General features: G+C 72.3%; 26 protein-coding genes. 9 read left to right on the top strand and 17 right to left on the bottom strand.

Features of this window, described 5'->3' with window-relative positions:
• Positions 1-8: 8 nt before the first annotated feature.
• From CLV71_RS04375 to CLV71_RS04330, 10 genes are read right to left on the bottom strand one after another with little or no spacing between them, the layout of a single operon-like run.
• Positions 9-1,247 carry a MaoC family dehydratase gene (locus CLV71_RS04375; RefSeq protein ID WP_133901307.1) on the bottom strand — a complete coding sequence of 413 codons (1,239 nt, stop codon included), beginning with the start codon at positions 1,245-1,247 and terminating at the stop codon, positions 9-11.
• Positions 1,244-2,449 (bottom strand): acyl-CoA dehydrogenase family protein, encoded by a 1,206-nt coding sequence (locus CLV71_RS04370; protein ID WP_243866221.1) that lies wholly within the window; start codon positions 2,447-2,449, stop codon positions 1,244-1,246. Before CLV71_RS04370 ends, CLV71_RS04375 begins: the two co-directional genes overlap by 4 nt.
• A gap of 7 nt (positions 2,450-2,456) precedes the next feature.
• Complete coding sequence (locus tag CLV71_RS04365; RefSeq protein WP_424923863.1) at positions 2,457-3,560, bottom strand: acyl-CoA dehydrogenase family protein; 1,104 nt, start codon at positions 3,558-3,560, stop codon at positions 2,457-2,459.
• The gene (locus CLV71_RS04360; protein WP_133901306.1) at positions 3,557-4,756 is read right to left on the bottom strand and encodes a cytochrome P450; all 1,200 of its coding nucleotides are present in this window, start codon (positions 4,754-4,756) and stop codon (positions 3,557-3,559) included. Before CLV71_RS04360 ends, CLV71_RS04365 begins: the two co-directional genes overlap by 4 nt.
• Before the next feature lie 36 nt (positions 4,757-4,792).
• Positions 4,793-5,557, bottom strand: coding sequence for a crotonase/enoyl-CoA hydratase family protein (locus CLV71_RS04355; protein WP_133901305.1), 765 nt, complete (start codon positions 5,555-5,557; stop codon positions 4,793-4,795).
• Between the two features lies 1 nt (position 5,558).
• Positions 5,559-6,791 carry a CaiB/BaiF CoA transferase family protein gene (locus CLV71_RS04350; protein WP_166663925.1) on the bottom strand — a complete coding sequence of 411 codons (1,233 nt, stop codon included), beginning with the start codon at positions 6,789-6,791 and terminating at the stop codon, positions 5,559-5,561.
• Between the two features lie 23 nt (positions 6,792-6,814).
• A complete protein-coding gene (locus CLV71_RS04345) occupies positions 6,815-7,003 on the bottom strand; it encodes a ferredoxin (RefSeq protein WP_133901304.1) in 189 nt (62 codons plus the stop codon).
• Positions 7,003-7,845, bottom strand: coding sequence for an NAD(P)-dependent oxidoreductase (locus CLV71_RS04340; RefSeq protein ID WP_243866220.1), 843 nt, complete (start codon positions 7,843-7,845; stop codon positions 7,003-7,005). Before CLV71_RS04340 ends, CLV71_RS04345 begins: the two co-directional genes overlap by 1 nt.
• Positions 7,842-8,063 carry a hypothetical protein gene (locus tag CLV71_RS04335; protein WP_133901303.1) on the bottom strand — a complete coding sequence of 74 codons (222 nt, stop codon included), beginning with the start codon at positions 8,061-8,063 and terminating at the stop codon, positions 7,842-7,844. The genes CLV71_RS04340 and CLV71_RS04335 overlap by 4 nt, the downstream gene beginning before the upstream one ends.
• Complete coding sequence (locus tag CLV71_RS04330; RefSeq protein ID WP_133901302.1) at positions 8,060-9,205, bottom strand: amidohydrolase family protein; 1,146 nt, start codon at positions 9,203-9,205, stop codon at positions 8,060-8,062. Before CLV71_RS04330 ends, CLV71_RS04335 begins: the two co-directional genes overlap by 4 nt.
• A 145-nt stretch (positions 9,206-9,350) precedes the next feature.
• On the opposite strand from CLV71_RS04330, the gene CLV71_RS04325 reads away from it, so the two are divergent.
• Positions 9,351-10,997, top strand: coding sequence for a thiolase C-terminal domain-containing protein (locus CLV71_RS04325; RefSeq protein WP_133901301.1), 1,647 nt, complete (start codon positions 9,351-9,353; stop codon positions 10,995-10,997).
• 6 nt (positions 10,998-11,003) lie between these two features.
• Here the strand turns inward: CLV71_RS04325 and CLV71_RS04320 are convergent, their stop codons facing one another.
• Positions 11,004-12,149, bottom strand: a complete 1,146-nt coding sequence (locus tag CLV71_RS04320; RefSeq protein ID WP_133901300.1) for a thiolase family protein — start codon at positions 12,147-12,149, stop codon at positions 11,004-11,006.
• Positions 12,146-13,279 (bottom strand): CaiB/BaiF CoA transferase family protein, encoded by a 1,134-nt coding sequence (locus tag CLV71_RS04315; RefSeq protein ID WP_133901299.1) that lies wholly within the window; start codon positions 13,277-13,279, stop codon positions 12,146-12,148. Before CLV71_RS04315 ends, CLV71_RS04320 begins: the two co-directional genes overlap by 4 nt.
• Positions 13,280-13,394: 115 nt before the next feature.
• Between CLV71_RS04315 and CLV71_RS04310 the strand changes: the two genes are divergently transcribed.
• Positions 13,395-14,543 carry an acyl-CoA dehydrogenase family protein gene (locus CLV71_RS04310; protein WP_133901298.1) on the top strand — a complete coding sequence of 383 codons (1,149 nt, stop codon included), beginning with the start codon at positions 13,395-13,397 and terminating at the stop codon, positions 14,541-14,543.
• Between the two features lie 9 nt (positions 14,544-14,552).
• Positions 14,553-15,323, top strand: a complete 771-nt coding sequence (locus CLV71_RS04305) for an SDR family NAD(P)-dependent oxidoreductase (RefSeq protein WP_133901297.1) — start codon at positions 14,553-14,555, stop codon at positions 15,321-15,323.
• Positions 15,324-15,329: 6 nt separating this feature from the next.
• Here the strand turns inward: CLV71_RS04305 and CLV71_RS04300 are convergent, their stop codons facing one another.
• The 3 genes from CLV71_RS04300 to CLV71_RS04290 are packed head-to-tail and all read right to left on the bottom strand — an operon-like array spanning position 15,330 to position 18,538.
• Entirely contained in the window at positions 15,330-16,817 is a 1,488-nt protein-coding gene (locus CLV71_RS04300) for a class I adenylate-forming enzyme family protein (protein ID WP_243866219.1), read from the bottom strand.
• Positions 16,818-16,834: 17 nt separating this feature from the next.
• Positions 16,835-17,341, bottom strand: coding sequence for a DoxX family protein (locus tag CLV71_RS04295; protein WP_133901295.1), 507 nt, complete (start codon positions 17,339-17,341; stop codon positions 16,835-16,837).
• Positions 17,342-17,365: 24 nt separating this feature from the next.
• Positions 17,366-18,538: a thiolase family protein gene (locus CLV71_RS04290; RefSeq protein ID WP_133901294.1), complete on the bottom strand. Its 1,173-nt coding sequence runs from the start codon at positions 18,536-18,538 to the stop codon at positions 17,366-17,368.
• Between the two features lie 75 nt (positions 18,539-18,613).
• On the opposite strand from CLV71_RS04290, the gene CLV71_RS04285 reads away from it, so the two are divergent.
• Both CLV71_RS04285 and CLV71_RS04280 read left to right on the top strand, forming a co-directional pair.
• Complete coding sequence (locus CLV71_RS04285; protein ID WP_133901293.1) at positions 18,614-19,387, top strand: enoyl-CoA hydratase/isomerase family protein; 774 nt, start codon at positions 18,614-18,616, stop codon at positions 19,385-19,387.
• A gap of 47 nt (positions 19,388-19,434) precedes the next feature.
• A complete protein-coding gene (locus CLV71_RS04280; RefSeq protein WP_133901292.1) occupies positions 19,435-20,475 on the top strand; it encodes an LLM class flavin-dependent oxidoreductase in 1,041 nt (346 codons plus the stop codon).
• A 45-nt stretch (positions 20,476-20,520) separates the two neighbouring features.
• On the opposite strand, the gene CLV71_RS04275 is transcribed toward CLV71_RS04280, so the two are convergent.
• Positions 20,521-21,258 carry a hypothetical protein gene (locus CLV71_RS04275; protein WP_243866218.1) on the bottom strand — a complete coding sequence of 246 codons (738 nt, stop codon included), beginning with the start codon at positions 21,256-21,258 and terminating at the stop codon, positions 20,521-20,523.
• Positions 21,259-21,283: 25 nt separating this feature from the next.
• Complete coding sequence (locus CLV71_RS04270; RefSeq protein ID WP_133901291.1) at positions 21,284-22,882, bottom strand: FAD-binding protein; 1,599 nt, start codon at positions 22,880-22,882, stop codon at positions 21,284-21,286.
• Between the two features lie 213 nt (positions 22,883-23,095).
• On the opposite strand from CLV71_RS04270, the gene CLV71_RS04265 reads away from it, so the two are divergent.
• The 4 genes from CLV71_RS04265 to CLV71_RS04250 are packed head-to-tail and all read left to right on the top strand — an operon-like array spanning position 23,096 to position 26,748.
• A complete protein-coding gene (locus CLV71_RS04265; protein ID WP_133901290.1) occupies positions 23,096-24,094 on the top strand; it encodes a VOC family protein in 999 nt (332 codons plus the stop codon).
• Positions 24,095-24,134: 40 nt separating this feature from the next.
• Entirely contained in the window at positions 24,135-25,028 is an 894-nt protein-coding gene (locus CLV71_RS04260) for an alpha/beta fold hydrolase (protein ID WP_243866217.1), read from the top strand.
• On the top strand, positions 25,025-26,206 hold the full coding sequence (locus CLV71_RS04255; protein ID WP_133901289.1) for an acyl-CoA dehydrogenase family protein: 1,182 nt from the start codon (positions 25,025-25,027) through the stop codon (positions 26,204-26,206). The genes CLV71_RS04260 and CLV71_RS04255 overlap by 4 nt, the downstream gene beginning before the upstream one ends.
• A gap of 11 nt (positions 26,207-26,217) precedes the next feature.
• Positions 26,218-26,748: a flavin reductase family protein gene (locus CLV71_RS04250; protein WP_133901288.1), complete on the top strand. Its 531-nt coding sequence runs from the start codon at positions 26,218-26,220 to the stop codon at positions 26,746-26,748.
• The last annotated feature ends 3 nt before the right edge of the window (positions 26,749-26,751 follow it).

Genomic DNA, 26,751 nt, shown 5'->3' with positions numbered 1-26,751 from the left:
GGGCCTGGTCAACCGACGTCGAACCGGGCCAGCTCGTGGGCCACCAGGCCGGCCAGGTCCGGCGCGGGCGGGGACGGCAGGGCGACGGCGTGGTCCCGCGTCGGCAGCAGCACGACCGCGGTGCCGGGGGTGGTGGTCTCGCCACGCTGGTTCTCGCAACGCACGGCGAGGTGGATCTCGCCGCGGCCGTCCACCCGTCGTTTGTCGACGACCTCTCCCCTGACCCACGTCGTGTCGCCGAGGTAGTTGAACTTGCGGTGCTCGCACCGCAGGCGCCACAGCCAGCCGTCGTCACCGACCCAGTCGGTGAGCAGGTGGCACAGCCACGTCTCGCGCATGCCGCCGTAGTCGTACGGGTTGGGCAGGCCCAGCTCGCGCGCCCGCGCCGGCTCCCAGTGCAGCCGCTGGACCGTGTCCGGGATGTTCAGCTCGTTCGGCGGGTACAGCCCGGGTGCCTTGCGCCGGACGCGCGCGGCCAGTCCGAACGCACCGGGCGGGGTCAGCTGCATCCCCCAGCCCAGGTGCCACACGACCACGTCGGTCGTCGTGAGCGGCCCCTTCACCTTCGGCGGCAGCTCCTCCCCGACCACCACGTCCTCCCAGTAACGCGGCGCGGCGCCCCGCCGGGCCTCCGCCGCGTACGCCGCGTCGATCTCGGCCAGCTGTCCCGGGGTGTACGGCCGCTGCGCCGGCTTCTCCTTGGCACGGTCCCGTGACGTGTGCCGCTCGGCGTTGATCCAGGTGCCCCGCCGGACGGCGTGCGGCTCGCCGTCCCCGTCGGTGTACAGGTAGTCCTGCGTGACGTGTGCGGTGCGGCCGCCGAAACCGCTGGGTTTCGCGACCACGCCGACCTGGGTCTGCAGCACGCGGCAGCGGTCGCCGAGCCGCAGCGGCCGCCACCACTCGAACTCCATGACGGCCTGGTACGACCCGAGCCCCGCGAAGGGGTCGCCCTTCAGCAGTGCCCTGGTCGTCTCGTCCTGCGGCGGCGCGGCGTCCTCGCCCATCGTGTACAGGAAGGTCGGCGGGGCGACGAGCGTGCCCCAGCGGGTGCCTGCGGCGTACCCCGGGTCGCAGTAGAGCGGGTTGTCATCGCCGTACCCGTAGGCGAAATGCCGCACGCCGTCCCAGGTCACCTCGTAGTTGTGGGGCGGGTTGCGCTGGGGTCGCGGGATGCCGAGCCTGCGGCGGGACCGCTCGATCGCCTCGTCGGTGAGTACCCCGTAGGTCTCGTCGGTGCTCGTCATCCCGCGGGGTCTCCTGTCGTGTCCGTCGGCATGCCCGGGTCGCGCGGCAGGCCCAGTACCTTCTCGGCGATGGTGTCGCGCTGGATCTCGGCGGTGCCGGCGCCGATGGTCGACGCGCGGGTGCGCAGGAACCCCCACACCCACCGGCCGCGCTGCACGGCGTGGGGGTCGTCGCGGCCCAGCAGGCCGTGCGAGCCGAGCAGGTCCACGGCGAACTCGTGCAGGTCCTGTTCGACGGTGACGACGAACAGCCGCGCGATCGACGACGCGGGGCCGGGCTCGCCGCGCTCGATGATGTCGGAGATCGTCCGCATCCCCGTGTACTGCATGATCCGCACCCTGGTCGCGAGGTCGGCGAGCCGGTCGCGGACGAGGGGGTCGGCGGTGCGGCCACGCTCGCGGGCCAGTTCGACCAGCTCGTCGAGCACCCGGCGGTAGCGCGCGGCCTGGTTCATCGCCCCGGCCGCGCGTTCGTGGCCGAGGCTCGTGCGGACCAGTGGCCAGCCGCCGTTCTCCTCGCCGACGCGGTCGGCGACCGGCACCCGCACGTCGTCGAGGAAGACCTCGCAGAAGCTGGCGTCCCCGGTCAGGTCCCGCAGCGGCCGCACGGTGACGCCGGGGGCGTGCGCGTCGACGAGCAGGTAGGTGATGCCGTGCCGGCGTGAGCCGGGCGGGCCGGTGCGGACCAGGGTGAACAGGATGTCGGCGATGTCCGCGGCACTCGTCCACACCTTCTGCCCGCTGACGACGTACTCGTCGCCCACGCGGCGGGCGGTGGTGCGCAGCGCCGACAGGTCGGACCCGGCGTCGAGTTCCGAGTAGCCCTGGGCCCACACGGCGTCGCCGCGCAGCATGGGGCGCAGGTAACGGTCCCGCTGTGCGGGGCTGCCGTACCGGATGATCGTGGGCGCGGCGATGCCGAGGCCGGTGCCGAGCGGACCCGGCACCCGCGCCCGCGCGTACTCCTCCTGGTAGATCACCTGCTGGGTGAAGTTCAACGCCATGCCGCCGTGGGCGCGCGGCCAGCTCGGGCCGGCGTACCCGGCGTCGAACAACGTCGCCAGCCACGCCTTGCGCCACGCGAGGCGCGCCGCGGGATCCTTCGGGCCCCGTCCGGGATGGTGTTCGGTCAGGAACCGCCGCAGTCCCGACCGGAACTCGTCGTCGACCAGGGGCCGGTCACGTTCATGAACGGTCGTCACGGGTGCCTCAGATCGCGAGCAGGTCGGCCAGGCGGGCGCGGTGCGTCGGCGGCGCACCGTGCAGGAGTTCCGACGACTTCGCCCGCCGCAGGTACAGGTGCGCGTCGTGCTCCCAGGTGTAGCCGATGCCGCCGTGGAGCTGGATGTTCTCCTTGGCCGCGTGGGTGAACGCCGCCGCGCAGTAGCCCGCGGCCACGGCCGCGACCACCGAGGTCTCGTCCGAACCGCCTGCCGTGACCGCCGCGGCGTGCCGTGCGGCCGACCGGGCCGACTCGACGCGCAGCAGCAGGTCCGCGCACTTGTGCTTGACCGCCTGGAAGGACCCGATGGGCCGGTCGAACTGGACGCGGAGCTTGGCGTACGCCACCGCGGCGTCCAGGCACGCCTGTGCACCGCCGACCTGTTCGGCGGCCAGGGCGATGAGCACCAGGTCCAGCACTGTACGGAGGAACTCGGGGCCGGACGGGCGAATCCGGACCGCGGGGGCACCGTCGAGGTCGACCCGGCCCAGTCTCCTGGTCGGGTCGAGGGTGTCCAGCCGGGTCCGCGTCACGCCGGCCGCGGTGGGCTCGACGGCGAACAGCGCGGGCTGCTCCGCCGTGTTCGCGACGACGAGCAGCAGGTCGGCGGTGTGCCCGTCCACGACGAACATCTTGGTGCCGGACACCGTCCACACGAGACCGTGCCGGGTCGCGACCGTCGCGAGGTCGTCGAGCTGCCAGGAGCCGGTCTCCTCGGTGACGGCCAGCGTCGCGGTCAGCGAGCCGTCGGCGATGCCGGGCAGCCAGCGGGACCGCGCCTCCTCGTCGCCGGACGCCACCAGCGCCTGGCCTGCCATGGCGACGGTGGCGAAGAACGGCGACGGCACGAGCGCCCGGCCCAGCTCCTCCAGCACGATGCCCAGTTCCACCGGCCCGCCGCCTGCGCCGCCGTAGGACTCCGGCACCGCGATGCCGGTCAGCCCCAGCTCCCCGGCGAACCGCCGCCACAGCACGGGGTCGTGGCCCCGCTCGGCGTCCATCCACCGCCGGACGGCCGAGGACGGCGAGTGGTCGGCGACGAACTCACGCAGCGTCGCGCGCAGCTGGTCGTGCTCCGCGACCCCACTCACCAGTCGAGCCGCAACGACTTGATGCCGTACATGTTGCCCGTCTCCTCGAGGTCCTGGTCGGGCGCGACCCGGTAGTCGGGGATGCGCCGGTGCCACTCCTCGAGTGCGACGTTCAGCTCCAGCCGGGCCAGGTGCGAACCCAGGCACCGGTGCGGCCCCGAGCCGAACGCGATGTGGTTGGTCGTCCTGCGACGCGGATCCACGTCGAGGGGGTTCTCGTAGCGGTCCGGATCGCGGTTGCTCACGGCGAGCGGCAGCATCACCATGTCGCCGGCCCGGACCGGGCACCCGGCGATTTCGACGTCCCTGGTCGCCTTCCGCGCGGGGACGACGAACGCGTACACGCGCAGGATCTCCTCGACGGCCGTCGGGATCAGCGACGGGTCGGCGATGATCTCCGCGCGCTGCCCCGGATGCGTGGCGTAGTGGTGGAGCGCCCACCCGACCGAGATCGGGACCGTGTCGAGCCCGGCCATGAACATGAGGATGCAGAACGCGTGCAGGTCCTCGTCGCTGACGGGTCCGCCGTCGATCGTCCAGGTCATGGCGTGGGAGAGCAGGTCGTCGCGCGGGGTCTGCCTGCGCGAGGCGATCTGCTCGGCGAAGTAGGCCGACACGGCGGTGATCGCGGCCAGCTGCCGGCTCCGGTCCGGGTCCTCCTCGAAGGACAGGTGCAGGATGTGGTGCACCCAGTCGAGGAAGGTGTCCAGGTCCTCCTCCGGCAGGCCCATCAGGCGCATGAAGATCCGGGTGGGGAACCGGCGGGCGAACCCGTCGAGGACGTCGGCGCCGCCGGTGGCGGCCAGCTCGTCGATCAGCTCGACCGCAGCCTGCCGGACCTCGGGTTCCCTCGCGGCGACGGCGCTCGGCGAAAACTCGCGGCCGAGCAGGCGGCGCCACTGCGTGTGCACCGGCGGGTCCAGCATCTCCGGTATCCACAGGAACTTCGGGTCCGGGTCGAGTGCCGTCACCGAACTGCTGGAGAACGTTCGCCAGTCCTGTAAGGCGGTCTGGACCGCCTCCCCGTCGGTGACGACCCAGAAGCCGCGGGAGACGCTGCTGCGGAAGCCGGAGTGGACGGCCGCGATCGCGTCCCACCGCTCGTGATGGCTCCCCAGCGGCCCGCCGGCCGTGTTGTCGTAGTGGTAGGCGGACACGCCTTCGTAGGTGCCTTCCGGTTCGAGCGTGGTGCTCATCGCGGGTCCTCTCTGGATTGTGCGTGCGCGGTCCGGTCAGCGACCGCGCCAGACCGGCGGCCGCTTCTCGGCGAAGGCCGCGGCGCCCTCCTTCGCGTCGGCGCTGGCGAACACCGGCGCCACGATGTCGTCCTGGCGGACCCAGCCCTCCGCGACCGTCCAGTCGGCACTGCCACGCGCGATCCGCTTGGTGGCCACGACGGCGAGGGGGCCGTTGCCCGCGATGGTGTGCGCCAGCTCCAGTGCGCCGTCGAGTGCGCCGCCCTCGTCGGTCAGCCGGTTCACCAGGCCGACCGCCGCGGCACGTTCCGCCCCGAACGGCTCTCCGGTCAGCAGCAGCTCCAGCGCGACCGCGAGTGGGACCCGGCCGGCCAGCAGCAGTGCGCCGCCGCCGCGTGCGACGAGAGCCCGCTTCACCTCCGGGACACCGAACCGGGCGGTGCGCGCGGCGACGACCAGGTCGCACGCGAGCAGCAGCTCGAACCCGCCGCCGAGCGCCCAGCCCTCCGCGGCGCCGACGAGCGGCTTGCGCGGCGGCGTCATCGTGATCCCGCACAGGCCGCGGCCCTCGATCGACGGCCGTTCGCCACGCAGGAACGCCTTCAGGTCCATGCCGGCGGAGAACGTCCCGCCCGCCCCGGTGAGCACCCCGACCCGCAGGTCGTCCGACGCGTCCAGCTCGTCGACGGCCGCGGCGACCGCGTGCGCCACGGCCGCGTCGAGCGCGTTGCGCGCGTGCGGGCGGTTGATCGTGATGACCTGGACCGCGCCGTCGCGCTCGACGAGAACCTCGGCGGGCACGTCAGGTCACCGCGCCTTCCAGCTTCAGCTCGATCAGCTCGTCGTCGGACAGACCCAGCTCGCGGAGCACCTCGTCGGTGTGCTCGGCGAACAGGGGCGCGCGGGTGAGGGTCACCGGCGTCTCCCCGAACTGGACGGGGTTCGCGACCAGCTCGCGCTCGACACCCTCGGCGTCGACGACCCGCGCGATCATCCCGTTGGCCCGCAGCGCCGGGTCCTGGCCGACCTCCCACGAGTTCTGCACCGCCGCCCACTGGCCCTCACCCCGGGACAGGACCGCCACCCACTCGTCGTGGGGCCGGCTCGCGATGATGTCGGCGACCAGCTCGGCCGCGACGCCCGCGTTGGCCATGAGCCGGTCGACGGTGTCGAACCGCTCGTCGGTCGCGAGGTCCGCCCGACCGGCGAGGCGGCAGAACTCCGGCCAGTACCGGCCGGGCTGCAACATCGTCAGCTCGATCCAGCGGCCGTCGGCGGTCCGGTACGAGCCGACGAGCGGGTTGGTCGCGGAGCCGTACCGGGGCTGCTCGCGCACGGGCAGCGGGCCACCCCGCATCAGCGCCTGGTTCACCGTGTACTGGGTGGCCCACGCGCCGACGCCGAGCAGCGACACGTCGATCACGGCCGGCTCCCCGGTGACGGCGCGGGCGTACAACGCGGCCGCGATGCCGCCCGCGATGGTCATGCCGCCGATCGAGTCGCCGTACGCGCCGGCCGGCATCCGCGCCATGCGTTCGGCCCCCGGCGGGGTGACGCCCGCCGCGCTGCCGCCACGGGCCCAGAACGCGGTGCTGTCGTAGCCGCCCTTGGTCGCCTCCGGGCCGCGGGCGCCGAAGCCGCTCCCCCGCACGTAGACGATGTCCGGGTTGAGCGCACGGATGTCCTCGACGTCGATGCGCAGCTTGGCACGTGCGCCGGGCAGGAAGTTGGTCAGGAACACGTCGCTGGCGCGCACGAGTGCTTCGAGCACCGGCCGCGCGGCCGGTTTCTCCAGCGCGAGCCCGACGCTGCGCTTGCCCCGGTTCGGCCCTTCCATGATCGGGAGGAACGTGGAGCCCTCGTTCGCGGTCTCCAGTCCCAGCACGCGTGACAGGCCGCGCTGGCCGTCACCCCGTTCCGCGTGCTCGATCTTGACGACGTCGGCGCCCCAGTCGGCGAGCACGGCGCCGGCCGCCGGCACGAAGGTGAACTGTGCGACCTCCAGTACCCGCACGCCTTCCATCGGTCGGTGCACTCCGACTGCCTCCTCGCCCTCGTTCACTCGACGGTGATCGCGCGTTCCGGGCACGCCATGGCCCCGTCCCGGGCGTCGGCCTCGTGCGCGGTGGGGACCTCGTCCGCGAGGGGCAGCGCGTAGCCGCTCTCGTCGAGGTCGAACACCTCGGGCGCCGTCGCGTTGCACCGCGCGTGCCCGGAGCACAGCGACGTGTCGATCGTGACCTTCATCAGGAACTCCCTTCCGGGACGGGTTCGCCGACGTTCATCGGCCCGTCGTGGGCCACCGCGAACAGCGCCGACAGGTCGGCGCCGGTGTCTTCCGCGAGGTCCCGGCAGGCCGCCAGGTCCTTGCGGAGAAAGGGAACGACGGCGGCGCTGAAGCGTTCCGCGCCGCCGCGTGCCGCGATGTGGCCTGCCGCCGTGCTGCCGCCGCTGCCGACCGCGAGCGCGGCGAGCAGTGTGTCCTCGTCGATGCCCAGCGCGCGGCCCGCGGCCAACCCGTTCAGCGTCACCTGCGCGATCGCCGCGAACAGGAGGTTGTTGACCAGCTTGGTCCGCAGTGCGGTGCCGCGTGCGCCGGTGTCGATCACCGTGTTCGCGTAGGCGCCCACGACCCGGCGCGCGACGCCGACGGCGCCGGGCTTCCCGCCGAGGTACACGGTCAGCCGGCCGGTCCGCACGAGTTCCGCCGTGCCGCTGAACGGCGCGTCGACGACCGACGCCCGCCCGCTCGCCGCCAGGAGCTCCACAGTGGACGGGTGGCCGGTGGTGTGCGACACGAGTACCGCGTCCGGTTCGAGGGACCGCACGACGCCGGGCAACACGTCGAGCATCTGCTCGTCGTCGTAGAGGCAGCTGACCACGACGGGACACGCACCGAGCCGGCGGGGGTGGTCGACCGGTTCGGCTCCGGCGGCGGCCAGGCGGTCGCGCACCTCGGCTCGCCGCGCGTACAGCCGCACGGCGTGCCCGGCGACCAGCAGCCGCTCGACCATCGGCGCACCGACGTGTCCGGCGCCCACGAACCCGACCGGGCTCGGCAGCCCGCCGACGGCGGCCGCCACGCTCACTCGGGCGCTCCGGGGTCCGCCAGTTCCGCCGCGGCGTCGCGCAACGCACGCAGCCGCGACTCGACCAGCTCGCGTTCGGCCCCGTCCTCCTCGGCGAGTCGGGAGAGACGGGGCTCCAGCTCGGCGATCTCGTCGCGGAGGCGGCCGGCGGCCTCCTCGCGGGTCAGCAGGTCCAGGTCGGTCCAGTCGGACCGTTCGGACTCCGGGCGTCGGCTCATGCGGGCACGTTGTAGAGGCGGCGGGTGTTCAGCTCCACGATCCCGTGCACCTCGTCGTCGGGGACGTCCGCGAGCACCTCGGCCGCGTACGCCCTGCTCTTGGGCCAGTACGAGTCCGAGTGCGGGTAGTCGCACTCCCAGGTGATCCGGTCGACGCCGATCTCGTGCCGGACCGCGACGCCGAACCGGTCGTCGATGAAGCAGCCGTGGATGTGCCGGAAGAACAGCTCCGACGGTCGGATCTCCTGGTTGACGTTCTGGTAGAAGCGGTGCCGCTCCCAGGTGGCGTCCATCCGCTCGATCAGGTACGGCATCCACCCGATGCCTCCCTCGGACAGCCCCACCTTCAGCCTCGGGTGCCGGTGGAACACCGGGGAGAACAGCAGGTCGGCCGTCGCGTACATCGAGTTGCAGCCGAACAACGCGATGGTGACGGCGAAGGGAGCCTCCGGTGCCGTGCGCGGGGCGCTGCCGGACGTGCCGAAATGCAGGCACAGCGGCATGTCGGTGTCCTCGGCCGCCGAGAGGACCGGGTCCCAGTGGTCGGTGTGGAACGAGGGAAGCCCGAGCGGCACCGGGTTCTCGGGGAAGGAGATCGCCTTCGCGCCCTTGCCCGCGGTCCGGTGGATCTCCGCCACGCAGGCAGGCACGTCCCACAGCGGCAGGATGACCAGCGGGATGAGCCGCCCCGGTCCCGCCGCGCACCACTCGTCGAGGACGAAGTCGTTCCACGCCCGCACGCACAGCAGCGCCAGCTCGCGGTCCTGCCCGTCGAGGAAGATGGTGCCGGCGAAACGGGGGAACGAGGGAAAGCACAGCGCGCCCCAGACCCCGTCCAGGTCCATGTCCCGCAGGCGCGCCTTCGGGTCGTAGCAACCGGGGATCATCTCGTCGTAGCGCGTCGGTTCCATGCCGAACTCCTCGGGCTTCTTGCCCGCGACGGCGTTCAGCCCGATGTACGGGTAGATCCGGCCCTCGTAGTTCCAGACCTCGGCGGGCGCGACCCCGTCGCCACGCGACTGCTCGACGATCCGGGGACCGACCTCCCGCAGCCGGGCAGGCAAACGGTCCGTCCACAGTGACGGCGGCTCGATGAGGTGGTCGTCGGTCGACAGCAGCTTCATCCATGGTTGCAATGGCATTTCCGCGCTCCCTCGTCACGATCACGACGCATTCCGACACTACCCCAGCGGTCCACTTTGTGTAACCTCATTACGGGCCTTGTGAGTCTGTGACAAGCGGTTCCCTGCGGTCTTGATACTTATTGAGTATCCTTATTATTGGGTCATGGCCGATCTCGTTCGCCCACTCCCCCAGCCGACGTTCGCCAGCGCGGAGTTCTGGCGCTCCGGCGCCGACGGCGTGCTGCGGCTCTGCCGGTGCGCGGACTGCGGCCGGTTCTTCCACCCGCCGATGCCGGTCTGCCCGTCCTGCCGAGGTGGCGCCGTCACGCTCGCCCCCACCTCGGGGCGGGCGATCGTCGTCGGGTTCACCGTCACCCTCCAGGCCTGGCTGCCCGCGTTCCCACCGCCGTACGTCGTCGCCGTCGTCGCGCTCGCGGAGGACGACCGGGCACGGCTGACGACCAACGTCGTCGGGTGCGACCCGGACGCCGTCCACGTCGGGATGCGGGTCCGCGTCCGGTTCGAGCGGCACGACGACCTGCACCTCCCGCTGTTCGAGCCCGACACCGACACCGAGCCCGGTCCACTACCCGAGGTCCGGGACGTGCGGGCGGCCCTCCGGCCGCCCGCGTCGACCGGGCGCTTCGAGGACGCGGTCGCGCTGACGGGCGTCGGCCAGTCCAGGGTCGGCAGGCGGCTCATGGTCGACCCGGTGGCGTTGACGGTCGAGGCGACCCGTGCCGCCGTCGCCGACGCGGGCCTCGACCTGGACGACATCGACGGCCTGTCCACCTACCCGGGCCCGATGGCCGGCGGGCTGGGTGAGGGCGGCATCGGTCCACTGGTCGAGGCGCTCGGGCTGCGTCCGGTCTGGGTCAACGGTGCTCGCGAGGTGCCGGGCCAGCTCGGCTCGGTCATCGCCGGCATGCTCGCGGTGGCCGCCGGGCTGTGCCGGCACGTGCTGTGCTTCCGCACGGTCTGGGAGTCCTCGCACAGTGCCGCCGTCCGGTCGGGACAGTGGGCGCCCGAAACCGGTCCCGCGACCGGCATGCTGGAGTGGCGTGCCCCGTTCGGCGCGGTCTCGGCGGCGCAGTGGATCGGCTGCAACGCGTCGCACTACCTGCACCGCTACGGTGTCGGCCGGGACGTCCTCGGCGCGATCGCGGTCACCCAGCGCGCCGGCGCGGCCCGCAACCCGGAGGCCGTCTACCGCGAGCCGCTGACCATCGACGACTACTTCGACGCACGCATGGTCACCACTCCGTTCGGGCTCTACGACTGCGACGTGCCCTGCGACGGCGCCGTGGCCGTCGTCGTCTCCTCGGTCGAGACCGCCGCCGACCGGCCACGCCCACCCGTGCTGGTCGAGGCGGTCGGCACGGCGATCCTCGAACGCCTGTCCTGGGACCAGGACACGCTCGCCCACACCCCGCAGTCGCGCGGACCCGCCGCACACCTGTGGACGCGCACCGGGCTCCGGCCGTCCGACGTGGACGTGGCACTGCTCTACGACGGGTTCACGTTCAACGCCGTGTCCTGGCTGGAAGGGCTCGGGTTCTGCGGTCCCGGCGAGGCGACCGACTTCGTGGCGGGCGGGACGACGATCGCGCTGGGCGGCGCACTGCCCCTCAACCCGCACGGGGGACAGCTCTCCGCCGGCCGGCTGCACGGCTACGGCGGCGTCCGCGAGGCCGTGCTCCAGCTGCGGGGCGAGGCGCACGGCCGCCAGGTCGACGGCGCGCGCGTCGCGGTGGTCACCGCGGGCGGTGGCGTGCCGTCGGGGGCGGTGCTGTTGCGCCGCGCCGGGTGACCGCGGTCATGCCACCAGCTCCAGGATGGTCGCGTTGGCGGTGCCGCCGCCCTCGCACATGGTCTGCAGCCCGTAACGCAGGTCCCGCCGACGCATCTGGGCGAGCATCCTGGTCATCAGGACGGCACCGGAGCCGCCGAGCGGGTGGCCGACGGCGATCGCGCCGCCCAGCGGGTTGAGCCGCGCCGGGTCCGCGCCGGTCTCCGCGAGCCAGGCCAGGGGCACCGGGGCGAACGCCTCGTTGACCTCGAACACGCCGATGTCCTCGATGGACAGTCCGGCGTTGCGCAGCACCTTGTGGGTGGCGGGAATCGGGCCGGTGAGCATCATGACCGGGTCGGCGCCGCTCACGGCTCCGCTGTGGTACCGCGCGATCGGGCGAAGACCCAGCTCGGCCGCGCGTTCGGTGGTCGTGATGAGCAGCGCGGCGGCGCCGTCGGAGATCTGGGAGGCGTTGCCGGCGTGGATGACACCGTCGGGTCGAAACGACGGGGTCAGGTGTGCCAGCGTCTCGACCGACGTGCCGCGGCGCAGACCCTCGTCGGTCTCGAACTTCGTCCCGTCGACCTGGACCGGGACGATGTGGTCGTCGAACGCGCCGTCGTCGATCGCCGCCGCGGCCTTCGCGTGCGACTCACCGGCGAACTCGTCGAGCCGCTCGCGGCGCAAGCCCCAGCGTTGCGCGATCAGCTCGGCGCCGAGGCCCTGGCTGAAGTCGGCCACCCCGTACCTGCCGAGCACGGTGTCGCCGTAGGGCTGTCCGCTCTGCCTGGCCGCGCCGAGCGGCACCCGGCTCATCGTCTCGACCCCGCCGGCGACCACCAGGTCGTACTGGCCCGCCATCACGGCGTGCGCGGCGGAGTCCACCGCCTGCTGGCTGGACCCGCAGGCGCGGTTGATCGACACACCGGGAACGTGTTCCGGCCAGCCGGCCGCGAGCACGGCGATCCTGCCGATGTTGCTCGACTGGTCACCGATCTGGGTGACACAGCCCCACAGCACGTCGTCCACCAGCGCGGGGTCGATCCCGGTACGTGCCACGACGGCGTTGAGCACGGTCGCCGACAGGTCGGCCGCGTGCACGCCGGACAGCGCGCCACCCCGCTTCCCGATCGGTGTCCTGACCGCGTCGACGATGACCGCGTCCCTCATGGTCGGCTCCTCTCCTGTCCCACCGGGTCGGCGCGGCTGTCCAGGTCCGCCAACACGGCGTCGGTGTCGGCGCCGACGGCCGGCGCCGAGGTCCCCGGGCTGGTCGGTGTCCCGGAGAAGCGGGGGGCGGCGGCCGGCTGCGGCACACCGTCCTGGACGACGAGGCTCGCGCGTGCCGCCAGGTGCGGGTCGGTCACGGCCTCGCGCAGGGACAGCACGGGCGCCACGCAGGCGTCGGTGCCCGCGAAGGCCGCCGCCCACTCGTCGCGGGTGCGCTCGGCGAACCGGCTCGCGAGGTCGCGGCGCAGCTTCGGCCACGAGTCCCGGTCGTACTGCCTGCCCGGGTCGGTGTCGAGCCCGAGCAGGTCGACGAGCAGGCGGAAGAACCTGGGTTCGAGCGCGCCGACCGCGACGTGGCGGCCGTCGGCGGTCTCGTAGACGGCGTAGAACGGCGCGCCGCCGTCGAGCAGGTTCACGCCCCGCTCGTCGGTCCACGCGCCACGGCCCAACTTGCCGAAGGTGCTGGCGAGCAGGTGCGTGGTGCCGTCGACGATGGCGGCGTCCACGACCTGCCCTCGGCCGGACCGCCCCGCCGCGTGCAGGGCCGCGAGCACGCCGATCACGAGGTAGCAGCCGCCGCCCCCGAAGTCCCCGACGAGGTTGAGCGGGATCTGCGGGGCGCCACCGGCGGACCCGATCGCGCCGAGCGCGCCGGTCAGCGCGAGGTAGGTGATGTCGTGGCCCGCGTCCTCGGCCATCGGGCCGTGCTGCCCCCAGCCCGTCATCCGGCCGTAGACCAGTGCCGGGTTGCGGGCCAGGCACTCGTGCGGCCCGACACCGAGCCGTTCGGTCACGCCGGGCCGGAAACCCTCGATCAGCACGTCGGCGCCGGCGACCAGGTCGAGCAGCGCGGCGACGCCGGCCGGCTCCTTCAGGTCGAGCACCACCGAACGCTTGCCCCGGTTGAGGACGTCGGCCGGGCCGCCCCTGGCTTGGTCGTCCCGATCGGCGGGGCGGTCCACCCGGATGACGTCCGCCCCGAGGTCGGCGAGGAACATCCCGGCGAACGGGCCGGGACCGATACCGCCCAGCTCCACCACCTGGCAGCCCGCCAGTGGTCCGTGTGGCATCAACAAACCTTTCGTTGATAGAATTAGTAATACTCTTTATCAGCTCAGGCGGCCAATGTGCGAGCGATGTCTCATGTTGCCGACCGTCAGCATTGGTAATACGTACACTCATTTGATGCGCCGCACGTTGTTCACCGCCGAGCACGAGGACTTCCGCGTGATGGTCCGCGGCTTCCTCGAACGCGAGGTCGTCCCGGTCTACGAGCAGTGGCGGGAAGCCGGCCTCGTCCCCCGTGAGCTGTTCACCGACCTCGGCAAGCTCGGCGTCATGGGCATGTCCGTCCCGGCGGAGTACGGCGGCGGCGGCCACGACGACTACCGCTTCAACGTGGTGCTGCAGGAGGAGTGCGCCAGGGCGAACGTGACCCTCGGCGGGCTCCGCACCCACCTCGACGTCGTCGTGCCCTACTTCACCGGGCTGGCGAACGACGAGCAGCGGGCCAGGTGGTTCCCCGGGCTGGCCTCCGGCGACCTCTACAGCGCCATCGCGATGACCGAGCCAGGCACGGGTTCCGACCTGGCCGGCGTCACCACGACGGCCGTCCGGGACGGCGCGGACTACGTGCTCGACGGCGCCAAGACGTTCATCACGGGCGGGGAGCACGCCGACGTGGTGATCGTCGTGGCGCGCACGGGAACCGACCCCCGGGACCGGCGCGCCGGCCTGTCGCTGCTCGTGGTCGAGAAGGGCATGCCCGGCTTCGCGGTGGGACGCAGGCTGCACAAGCTCGGTCTGTCCACCCAGGACACCGTGGAGCTGTCGTTCACCGAGGTCCGGGTCCCGGCCGCCAACCTGCTCGGCGCGGAGGGCGCCGCGTTCACCCTGCTCCGCCGCAACCTCGCACAGGAGCGGCTCGCGATCACGGTGGGCGCGGTCGCGCAGGCCCGCACGGCCGTCGACCTGACCGTCGCCTACGTGCGCGACCGCGTCGTGTTCGGCCGGCCGCTCGCCGAGTTCCAGAACACGAAGTTCGAGCTCGCCGCGATGGCCGCCGAGGTCGACGCCGCGCAGGCCATGCTCGACGCGGCCATCGGCGCACACGTCGCGGGTGAGCTGGACCCGGTGGACGCGGCGAAGACGAAGCTGTTCTGCACCGAGACGCAGGGGCGCGTGGTCGACCGCTGCCTGCAGCTGCACGGCGGGTACGGCTACATCCTCGAGTACCCGATCGCCCGGCTCTACGCCGACGCACGCGTGACCCGCATCTACGGCGGCACCAGCGAGGTCATGAAGACGATCATCAGCAAGTCCCTCGGCCTGTAAGGGAGTTCCATGGACATCAGGGGTTGTTCGGCACTGGTCACCGGCGGCGCCTCCGGGCTCGGCCTCGCGACGGCACGGCGGATCGTCGACCGGGGCGGCGACGTGGTGATCGTCGACATCTCCGCCGAGCACGGCGAGAAGGCGGTCGCGAACCTCGGCGCGGGGGCGCGGTTCGTCGCCGCGGACGTCACCGACGAGGCCGGGGTCGCCGCCGCGCTCGACGCCGCGGCGCAGCGAGGTCCGCTGCGGTTCGTCGTGCACTGCGCGGGGCGGGGCGGTGACCGCAAGCGCATCATCGGCAAGGACCGGAGTCCTGGCGACCTCGCGACGTTCGCCGAGGTGGTGCGGGTCAACCTGGTCGGCACCTACAACGTGCTTCGGCTGGCCGCGGCCGGCATCGCCGCGAGCGACCCGCTCGACGACGGGGACCGGGGCGCCATCGTGCTCACCGCGTCTGTTGCCGCGTTCGACGGTCAGATCGGGCAGACCTCCTACACCGCGGCCAAGGCAGGCGTGCACGGCATGACCCTCGTCGCGGCGAGGGACCTGGCCAGCTGGGGGATCCGGGTGAACACCATCGCCCCCGGCATCATGGACACCCCGATGCTCGGCCGGTTGCGTGACGACATCCGCGCCGGGCTCGCCGCGTCGGTGCCGCACCCGAAGCGGCTCGGCGAGCCGGACGAGTTCGCCCGGCTCGCCGTCGAGATGCTGGAGAACCCCTACCTCAACGGCCAGACCGTCCGGCTGGACGGCGCGATCCGCATGGCGCCCCGCTGAGGCCGGTCAGTCGAACAGCGCCCGTACGTCCGGCCTGCTGACCTTCAGCGACGGCGTGCGCGGCAGTTCGGCGACCACCCTGATGTCGGTCGGCAGGTGGTAGCGCGCCATCCGCTCCGACAGCCACGCCCGCAGGTCGGCGGGCGTGGTGCGGGCGCCGTCGCGCACCGTGACGGCCACGACCGGCACCTCGCCGAGCCGCTCGTCGGGAATCCCGACCGCGGCGGCGTCCCGCACCTCGGGATGACCGCGCAGGACGTCCTCGATGACGCTGGGCACGATCGTGAAGCCGCCCCGGTTGATCGCGTCGTCGACACGCCCGTGGATGAACACGAACCCGTCGTCGTCGACCGTCGCGAGGTCGGTGGTGCGCACCCACCCGTCGGCGGGCAGCTGGGCGCCCTTGGCCTCCAGCACGCCGACGGTGCCCCGGGCCAGTGGCGCACCGGTCTCGGGGTCGACCACCCGCAGCTCGATGTCCCGGAAGGCACGGCCGACGCTGCCCCGCTTCGCGGTCCACCACTCGCGGTAGAGACCGAGGTCCCAGCCTGCGATCGCGCCGGCGAACTCGGTCGCGCCGTAGACCGACAGCACGGGGACGCCGAACCGGGCCGTGAACCGGTCGGCGTCGTCGGGGGCGAGCGCCGCCGTGCCGGAGGACACCGACTCGACGGAGGCGAAAGTGTCGTCGGGCAGGTCGGACTGCAACACCATGCGCAGCGCGGTCGGCGCCAGCCGCAGGCGGCGCGGGCGGGTGGCCCGCACGAGCGCGGCCCACTTCGGCACGTCGAACCGTTCGAGCAGCGCGGTGCGCAACCCGGCGGCCACGTTGGCGATCGCGAAGTACAGACCGCCGATGTGCACCAGCGAGGTCCACAGGATCGACGCCTTGCCGTGCAGGCGCACCTCGGTGGCCGCCACCGGGGTGCCCGTCGCCTCGAACGCGGCGGTGAGCTTCCGGTAGGTCAGCTCGACGCGCTTCGGCCGTCCCGTCGTGCCGCTCGTCTGCATGAGCACGGCGACGTCCCCCCGCCGCTCCCGTCGCGCCACGGCGGCCCATGCGGCGGCACGGGGACGCAGCGGTCGGTCGTCGTCGCACGTCTCGAGCGGCAGCGCCGCGACCCCGGCCGCCGCCACCTCGACCGCGGGGCGCCGCCAGTCCTCGGGTGCGGCGATGACGACGTGGGGCGCGAGGGTGGTGATGTCCTCGGCGAGGGCCAGGTCGCCGTGGAACGGGCTCAGCGTCACCAGCTCACGGCCCGTGGCGATCACCGCGACGAGCGCGGCGAACGGACCTGGCCGGTTGTGGAGGACGATCCCGATCCGGTGCGCGTCCGGCACACCCGCGTCGGCGAGCAGCCGTTCGAGGTCGTCCACCGCGTGCCGCAGGAACGCCCACGGGTAGTCGCGGTCCTCGAAGGTCAGCGCGGTCGCCGCCGGGTCGGTGGCCAGCACCCTGCGCAGCCTGGCCGGGAGTGGTCGCTCGTCGGGCATCGCACCGCCTCGTGGGTTCATCGGGCCGGTGAGCGCCAGAAGGCGGCGAGTTGGACCGCGGCGGCGGTGAGCCCCAGCCCGGTGACGAGCACCGCGCGGCCGGGTCCGTTGCCCCACCCGTCGACCCCGACGGCGCGGTCCACGCTGAACCGGCCGGGGCCGAGCGCGGCGAGTGCCACGGCCGCGGCGCTCAGGTTGAGCACGAACTCGTAGCCCTCGTTCACGACGAAGAACCCGTTGGGCAGGTGCACCGAGCGTGCGGCGACGGCGAGGGTGCCGACCACCGCGGCGGCCGCGAGCGGGGTCCCGGCCCCGGCCACCAGCGCGGCTCCCGCGCCGACCTCGACGACCGAGCTGGCGACGGCCTGGAGCTTCGGCTGCCGGAAGCCGATGGAGCCGAACCACCCGGCCGTGCCTTCCAGGGTCCGCCCGTGCCGCACGCCGTGCGCGATCATGGTGCCGCCGACGACGGCCCGCAGGGTCCACCTGGCCAGGTCGAGCCCGGCCGACTCACGTGCGGTCATGCGTTTCCCTCCGGAGAGACGCGATCAGGCGGTCAGCACCATGGCGGAGCCCATGCCGCCACCCGCGCACATCGCGGCGACGGCCGTGCCGCCGCCGCGGCGGTGGAGTTCGTGGGCGAGTGTGGTGACCATCCGGGCCCCGGTCGCGGCGATCGGGTGGCCGAGGCTGCACCCGCTGCCGAACGGGTTGACCCGCTCGGGGTCCAGCGCCAGCTCGCGGACGGCGGCCACGGGCACCGACGCGAACGCCTCGTTGATCTCGAAGAGGTCGACGTCCTCGACGCGGACCCCCGCGCGGGCGAGTGCCTTGCGGATCGCGCCGATCGGGGCGAACCCCGTCTCCACGGGATCGACCCCGACGCTCGCCCACGCGCGGACCGTCGCGAGTGGACGGACCCCGTATTCCGCCGCGATCCCGGCGTCGGCGACGACAACGGCCGCGGCGCCGTCGTTCACCCCGCTCGCGTTGCCCGCGGTCACGGAGAAGCCGGGGATCTCCTCGTTCAGCGCGGGGAGCGCGGCGAGCCTGGCCGCACTGGTGTCGCGCCGGGGGTGTTCGTCGACCTCGAAGACCGACACCGCGCCGTCGCGGTCGGTGACCTTCACGGGGACGATCTCCGCACGGAAACGCCCGTCGTCGATGGCCCGGACCGCACGCTGGTGCGACCGCAGGGCCCAGGCGTCCATCTCCTCACGGGTGATGCCGGCGAGTCGCGCGGTGTTCCACCCGACGAGGACGGACATGTCGTTGTTGGGCGCGTCCGGTGTGGACACGTGGGACGGCGAGCTCCACGGGTCCTGCCACTCGTCGGTGCCGGGAACCCGTCGCCGCGACACCGGGGCCGTCGACGAGGACTGCGTGCCACCGGCGACGACCACCCGGTCCATGCCGGCCCGCACGCTCGCCGCGGCGGTCGCCACGCTCGCGAGCCCGGACGCGCAGTGCCTGTTCTGCGCCAGCCCGGGGGCGTGGGTGAGCCCGGCCACGAGCGCCGCGTGCCGGGCGATGTCCCCGCCACCGGCCAGGGACTCGCCGAGTACGACGTCATCGACGCTGGCCGAGGGGAGACCGCACCGCGCCACGGCCTCCCGGACCACGACGGCGGCGAGGTCGAACGCGCTCACGTCACGCAGCGCGCCCTTGCGGGCGGTGCCCACGGCGGTGCGGCAGGCGGACAGCAGAACGGCTTCGGTCATGCAATTGGTTGTACTCTATTCTGGCCTGCGCCGGGAAGAGCATGTGCTGTAGCCAACCACGGGCGGAGTTGCCGGATGGAGCCGAAGACCGTTCTCGTCGATGTCGCCGACCACGTCCTCACGATCACGCTGAACCGCCCGGAGGCCATGAACAGCTTCAACGAGGCCATGTTGGCGGACTTCGAGCTGGTCTGGCGGGAGGTGCGCGACGACGACGACGTGCACGTCGTCGTCCTGCGCGCGGCGGGTGACCGCGCCTTCTGCACCGGCATGGACGTCAAGGAGGGGATCGACAGGCACCCCAACGTGTGGAGCCAGACCGACCCGGGCGAGCGCCTGTCCCCCAAGCTCAACCGGGTGTGGAAGCCGTTCGTGTGCGCGGTGCAGGGCATGGCGGCGGGCGGGGCGTTCTACTGGCTCAACGAGGCCGACATCGCCATCTGCTCCGACGACGCGACCTTCTTCGACCCGCACGTGAGCTACGGGCTGACCGCCGCACTGGAGCCGATCGGGCTCGCCCGCCGCGTCCCGCTCGGCGAGGCGCTGCGCATCGCCCTGCTGGGCCTGGACGAGCGGGTGTCCTCGGCGCAGGCGCTGCGCATCGGGCTGGTCACCGAGGTGGTGCCGAGGGCGGAGCTGTGGGCGCGCGCCGACGAGATCGCCCGCGTCATCGCGGCGAAACCGCCTGCCGCGGTCCAGGGCACCGTGCGCGCCATCTGGGAGTCGCTCGACATGACCCGCACCCAGGCACTGCGCACCGGCCTGTCCTACACGCAGCTCGGGAACCCGATCGGCAGGGCCGAGGTGGACCGCGCGACGGTCCCCCGTCGGAAGTGGACGCTGCGCTGACCATCCCGTACGCTCCAATTAAGTATCCTCTTTAGGAGGTGGCACCGATGTTGTTCGGCATGCCATGGCCGGGTCCGGCGGTCGCGGCCGAGGCCGAACAGGCGGGGGCCGGGGCGTTCTGCTCGGGTGACTTCGCCGGGCAGGACGCCTACACCACGCTGGGCGAGATGGTGGCGAACACCGGGAACGCGCGCGTCGGCCCGGCCATCGCCTACGCCTTCGCCCGCACGCCCTACGCACACGCCGCGGCGATGCGCCAGCTGCACCAGAAGGCCCCCGGCCGGCTGTTCCTGGGGCTCGGCGCCGGTGCGGCCAGGATCAACCGGGACTGGTTCGGCGTCCCGCCCGAGCGGCCGGTCGCGAGGATCGTCGAGACGATCGACGTGGTCCGGGCCTGGCTGCACGCGGAGAACGGCGAACGGGTCCGCTACGCCGGTGAGTTCCACACCGTGGACGCCGACGTGCGTGCCCCGGTGCTCGGGCGCCTGGACATCCCCGTGCTGCTGGGGGCGTTCAACTCGCGGATGGCGACGGCGGCGGGCCGGGTCGCGGACGGCGTGGTCGGGCACGGGCTCTTCACCAGGAGCTGGTGGCGGGACGTCGTGCGGCCGGCCGTGGCGACGGGGGTCGCCGCGGTCGCCCGCACGCGCAGACCCGAGGAACACGGCTGGGTCATCACCGCGATCGACGACGCGGCACCGGAACGCGCGATCACCGACGCGCGGCGCATGATCGCCTTCTACCTCACGGTGCGCACCTACGACCCGCTCGTCGCCCACCACGGTTGGGAGGCACCGGTCGAGCGGCTGCGCACGGCGTTCCGCCACGGTGACACCGACGCCATGGCGGACGCCGTGACCGACGACATGCTCACCGAGATCGCCGTCTGCGGAACCACCGAGGACGCGAAGGCGGCGCTGGCGCGACGCGGCACCACACTGCCGAGGGAGGTCGCCTACTTCGCGCCGCCGAGCTTCCTGGTGAGCGGCCGCCGGCGGGCGGCGTACGCCAGGGCGAGCCTCGCACTGCTCGACACCGTGCGGGCCGGTGCGCCCCCGCGGACGAACGCCGCCGTGGGCAGGGAGTGAGCACGTGACGGCCGAGCGGCGTCCCCGCCCGGCCGTCACGAACCGTCAGACCGCGGCAGGCAGCGACTCCGGGTCGCGCCTCGCCTCCCGCTCCTCGGACCGCACCGCGCGCAGCAGGTACACGATCATGAGGACCTTCCAGACCACGAAGGCGACCGCCGGCAACATCATCGCGAACAGGCCGTCCCAGGCGAACGGTCCCGACGAGGACACGTAGACGAACACGCCGGGCAGCAGCGCGAGGGCCACGACGAAGTTGAAGTACCCGAACCAGCGGGGGAACACCGGTTCCGGGCGCCGGTCGACGAGCGCCGAGACGCCGATCACCGCGACGTTCACCACGAAGATCGCCGCGATGCCGACGTAGGTCAGCCAGAACTGGTCGCTGAGCAGCAGCACGAGCTGCGGGTCGCGGCCGGGCCGGTAGGTGACGGTCGCGAGCACCGCCAGCGGGTAGAGCCAACCGGTCGGGGCCACCACGGCGGTCGTCAGCTGCACCATCGAGAGCAGTCCCCAGCCACCCTCGATGCGTCGCATCTGCAGGCTGGTCACGACCGCGAACGGGTAGAACAGCGGCGCGAACACGCCCATGATCACCACGGCCCACAGGACGCCCGACCGGTGCTCGGTCAGGAAATCCGTCACCTGCTCGGCGGAGGCGGTCGGCGATATCGGTGGGGTGAGGCTGCCCACGACGGTGAACGCGACGGTGAACGCGACGAGCACCACGACGCCGCACCACACCGACATCCGGTACAGCCTGAACTTGACCCTGTCGTCCACGGGATCTCCTTTGCTCGTTGGCCCGTCAGGCGCCGGCGACGTCGAGCACGGCCCGGTAGCCGAACGCGAGGCTGGAGCCGATCGGGGTGCCCGCGCCGGGATAGACCCGGCCGGACATCGGCGCGGCCGTGTTCCCCGCCGCGTACAGACCGGCGATGGGGCTGTCGTCCGGCCGCAGCACCCGTGCGTCCGCATCGGTCCGCAGGCCGCCCTTGGTGCCGATGTCGGACAACACGACCGTGGCGACGTAGTACGGCGGGGTGTCGATCGGCAGCACGAGCGGGTTCGGCCAGTCGGGCGTCGGCTTCGCGGGGTAGTTCTGCCACGGCAGGGCGGGGAACCCCACGATGTGCTGGAACATCGAGTCCCACACCGACTCGCCGCGGTGGAAGTCCTCGTCGACCCCGGTCGGGGCGAAGGAGTTGAACCGCTCGACGCTCGCGGCGAGCGCGCCGGCCGGGACACCGATGAGCGCCGCCAGCTCGTCGAGGGTCGCGGCCTTCCGCAGCGCGCCGGAGGTGAACCATTCGGGCGCGGGCGGCTGGTCGGGCGGACCGCCGAAGCTGTCCCGGTCGAGCTGGCGCTGGTCGAACACCCAGTGCACCGGCAGGTGCGAGACGCCGGAGGTCGCGTGCAGCCGGGCGATCTCGTGCCCGGACTGGTCGTACGGGCGGGTCTCGTTGACGAAGCGCTCACCGGCGCCGTTGACCCAGATCCCGCCCCGCGTGCCGGTGTGGAAGACCGGCAGGCCGTCGGGCTGCACGACCCCGGGGACGTACCAGGCCTCGTCGAGCAGGTCGGTGGCGGCGCCGATCGCGATCCCCGCGTTGAGCGCGTCACCGGTGTTGCCCGGCGCCCCGTTCGACCACTCGCCGGTGAGCGGGATCGGCTGGTGCTTGGCCCGCAGCTCGGCGTTGCGCTCGAACCCGCCCGCGGCGAGCAGGACCCCGCGGGTGGCGCGGTAGGTGACGGGGGCGCCGTCCCGCACGGCGTTGACGCCGACGACCCGGTCGTTCTCGAGTTGGAGGTCCACCAGCGCGGTGCCGATGTGCAGCACGCCGTTGCCGGTCCCGAGGTACGCCGCGAGCGCACGCCCGATCAGCGCGCGACCACCGACCAGGACCGGCCCCTGGTCGAGGCCCCACCGTTCGGTCGGGATCGGCGGGCGGACGAGGCCGGCGTACTCGCCCAGCTGGGCGACGGGCAGCTCCGGCGGGAAGATCGTCCGCCCGGCCGGCGAGGCACCCGGCGCCGACGCGAAGTAGTCGGGGACGGGCGCGTGGACGAAGTGCTGGAACCAGTGGTTCTTCTCCAGCTCGTCGACCAGTCGCGCACCGGCGTCGAGGTAGGCGTCCTGGAGGGCCTCCCGCGAGCTGTCCGCGACGACGACGCGCAGGTAGGTCCTGGCACGCTCCACGTCGTCCGGGATGCCGGCCCTGGCGATGGGCGCCGAGCCGGGGAACCACAGCCCGGCGCCGGAGTAGGCGGTCGTGCCGCCGACGAGGGCGGTCTTCTCGATCACCAGCGTGCGCAGGCCGCGAGACGCCGCGACGTAGGCGGCGACCAGTCCCCCTCCGCCGGACCCGACCACGACCAGGTCGTACGTCTGTTCTTCGGCGACCATCGCTACCTCTCACAAATAAGTGGACTCATTTTTAGCATTTTGAGCGAAAAACACTTCGCTAGAACTCGGTCACGCTTGCCGCATCAGCATTTATTGCCTGTCGCGTAACGGATCGTGCGCCGCGGCAACGATCGTGTCAATGGTCAAATAGGGATACTCTTCTGTCGTCGAGTCGCCCATACTGGAGTGCAAACCGCTCGAAGGAGAGTGCTGATGACCCAACCCGACTACGACCCGGGGCCACAGGTCGCCCATGCCGGCACCATCGACCTGGGTACACCGGATCTCGAGCGTTCCCTCTGGTTCTTCCGCGACCTGCTCGGCATGGAGGTCGTCGAACAGGTCGACGGCGTCGCCTACCTCCGCGGGTACCAGGAGCTGGTCCACCACTCCCTCGTGCTGACCCAGCAGGACGAGGCCCGCGTGAACTCCTACGGGTTCCGCGTCAAGCGGCGCCAGGACGTCGAGCTGTTCAACAAGCAGTTCGAGGACCAGGGCATGAAGACGGTGGAGCTGTCGTCGGGGCAGGAGGCGGGCCGCGGCGAGGCCGTCCGGTTCCTCGTGCCGGGCAGCGAGCACCCGTTCGAGCTGTACTACGACATCGACAAGCCGCTGGCCGACGAGTCCATTCGCTCGAAGATGCCGAGCAACAGCTCACGTCGCCGAGGGCTCGGGGTGCGCAGGCTCGACCACATCAACCTGCAGACGTCTCCGGCCACGGTCAACCAGGCCGAGTCCTGGCTGCGCACCGAGCTGGGCTTCAGACGCCGGGAGTTCGCCAGGCTGCCGCAGGCGCCCGACATCATGTTGGCGTCCTGGCTTTCGGTGACCTCCCAGGTGCACGACCTGGCGATCGGCGTGAGCGCCGAGGGGCAGAACGCCCAGTTCCACCACGTGGCGTTCAACGTCGAGAACTTCCACGACGTCCTCACCGCGGCGGACGAGATCCGCGACCTCGACATCGCCTACGGCCACGGTCCCGGCAAGCACGGCATCGGCCAGGCCATGTACCTCTACGTCCACGACCCCGGATCGGGCCACCGGATCGAGCTGTACTCCGGCGGCTACCACATCTTCGACCCGGACTGGCAGGCCCTCGAGTGGAAGCTGCCCGAGTTGGAGTACGGCCAGACCTGGTACGGCGACGTCCTCGACGTCGGCCCCGGCGGCGCGTTCCTGTCCACCTCCCCGTCGGCGGGGCTGGTCCGGTGAGCGGAGCTTTCCGGCGCGACGGAGCGATCGAGGTGGCGGCGTGAGCTGGACGATCGAGTCGGCGCAGACGACCAAGGTCATCGACGGGGTCCCCTTCGCCTACCACGTGGCCGGTGACGGCGAGCCGCTGATCATGCTGCACGGGTCGGGCCCGGGGGTGACGGCCTGGTCGAACTTCCGGGACAACCTGCCCGTGTTCGCCGAACGGTTCCGCACGGTGATGCCCGACCTGCCTGGGTTCGGCGGCACCGGCCTGCCGCCGCTCGACGACGCCTACCCGCGCGTCGCCGCCCGCTGGATCGCCAGGCTGATGGACGAACTGGGCTTCGAGTCGGCCGTGTTCGTCGGCAACTCGATGGGCGGCGCGGTCGCCGCGGAGCTGGCGGTGGCCGCACCGGAGCGGGTGCGCAGGATGGCGTTGATGGGTTCGGGCGGCCTGTCCGTCGGGATCTTCCAGACCGAACCGAGCGAGGGCTTCCAGCGGCTGTTCGAGTTCCTCGGGGAACCGACGCGGGAACGCATGGTCGGCTGGTTGCGGACGATGGTGTTCGACCACACCAGGATCACCGACGAGCTGGTCGACGAACGGCTGCGCAACGCGACGGCCGACGGCGTGCTCGACCGGACCAGGGCGATCTTCGGTTCGATGTTCAACCCCCAGGCGGCGACCACTCCTCCCTTGTGGACGCGGGCGTCGACCGTCACCACCCCGACGTTGCTGCTCTGGGGGCGCGACGACCGCATGCTCCCCTACGACCAGGCCCACTTCGCGACCCGCTGGCTGCCCAACGTCGAGCTGCACACCTTCTCCCGCTGCGGCCACTGGATACAGATCGAACGCAAGACCGACTTCGAGCGGGTGGTGACCGAGTTCCTCACCCGCAAGGAGTCCGCGACCGGCGACGGCACGCGGGAACAGGAGGTGCGGGCATGACGCACGAGGTGGTCCGCCACGTCGAGGAGATCGGACCGAAGCTGGCGGCGCTGGCCGACGAGAACGAGCGTCTCGGCACGCTCTCGGCCGAGACGGTGGACCTGCTGCGTTCCTCCGGGGTGCTGAGGTTGTTGCAGCCCGCCAAGTTCGGCGGCTACGCCGCGCACCCGAGGGACTTCGCGGAGGCCGTGATGGCGGTCGCGCGGTTCGACGGGGCCGCGGGCTGGGTGTGCGGGGTGGTCGGCGTCCACCCGTGGGAGGCCGCGCAGATGGACCCCCGGCTGGCGCAGGAGATCTGGGGCGAGAACCCGGACACCTGGATCGCGTCGCCCTACATGCCGAACGGCATCGCCGAGCCCGTCGACGGCGGTTACGTCCTCAACGGACGGTGGCCGTTCTCCTCCGGGGCCGACCACTGCGAGTGGGACTTCCTCGGTGCCATGGTCGGTGACGGCAAGGGCAAGCCGAAGATGCCGCCGTCCGTGCTGCACGTGGTGCTGCCCCGCTCGGACTACGAGATCCTCGACGGCACCTGGGACGTGATCGGCCTGTCCGGCACCGGCAGCAAGGACGTGGTCGTCAGGGACGCGTTCGTCCCCGAGTACCGGACGATCCGGCAGGAGGACATCCAGGAGGGCCAGGCCGCCGGCAGGCACGGCGTGACGGGGTCGTTGTACCGCCTGCCGTTCGCGGCGATGTTCCCGCTCGGCATCACCGCGGCCGTCGTCGGGATCTGCGAGGGTGCCCTCGCCGCGCACGTGAGCCAGCAACGTGACCGGGTCGCGGTGACCGGTGTCCAGATCCGCGACGACCCGTACGTGCTGTCCGCGACCGGCGAGGCCGCGGCGGAGATCCAGGCCTCCCGGGTGCAGCTGGTCGACGGCATCAGCAGGCTCCACGACCTGCTGGAGGCGGGCCGGGAGGTGACGCTCTCGGACCGGTCGGACGTGCGGCGCAACCAGGTCCGCTGCGCGTGGCGCGCGGTCTCCGCCGTCGACGAGATCTTCGCCCGTTCCGGCGGCAACGTGATCCGCCGCGACAACCCGCTCCAGCGGTTCTGGCGGGACGCGCACGTCGGTCTGCAGCACATGATCCACGTGCCCGGCGTCGCCTATCACGCCAACGCGCTGACGCAGATGGACCTGGAGCTGCCACCGCCGATGCGGATCCTGGTGTGAGGGGGCGGGAGATGGACTCGCTGGACGGCACCTTCGACGGCAGGCACTTCCGCGACGTGCTGGGGAACCTGCCGACGAGCGTGGTCGCGGTGACGACCACCCGGCCGGACGGCAGCCCGGCCGGGATGATCGTGGGCACCTTCACCTCCGTCTCCCTCGAACCACCCCTCGTGTCGTTCCTCGCCGACCGTTCCTCGTTCAGCTTCGGGCACATCCGCGAGTCGGGCCGCTACTGCGCCAACGTGCTCGCGGCCGACCAGGAGGTGCTGAGCCGGAAGATGGCCACCGGCGGGCCGGCCAAGTTCGACGGGGTGGAGTGGACGCGGTCCCCGATGGGCAACCCGGTGCTCGCCGGCATCGTCGCGTGGGTCGACTGCGACGTCGAGAAGATCGTCGAGCTGGGCGACCACCACCTCGCCGTCGGCCGCGTGCGCGACCTCCGGGTCTCCTCACCCAAGACCCCGCTGCTGTTCTTCCGCGGCGGGTACGGCGACTACTTCTCCACCACGGCGCTGCTGCTGGATCGGCTCGCCGGTTTCTAGCCA

Origin of the sequence: Actinophytocola oryzae (genome assembly GCF_004364325.1) — a bacterium.
In the GTDB taxonomy this organism is placed as follows: Bacteria; Actinomycetota; Actinomycetes; order Mycobacteriales; family Pseudonocardiaceae; genus Actinophytocola; species Actinophytocola oryzae.
Note: the sequence above shows the minus strand (reverse complement) of the source record. Positions and strands in the feature narration are given on the sequence as shown.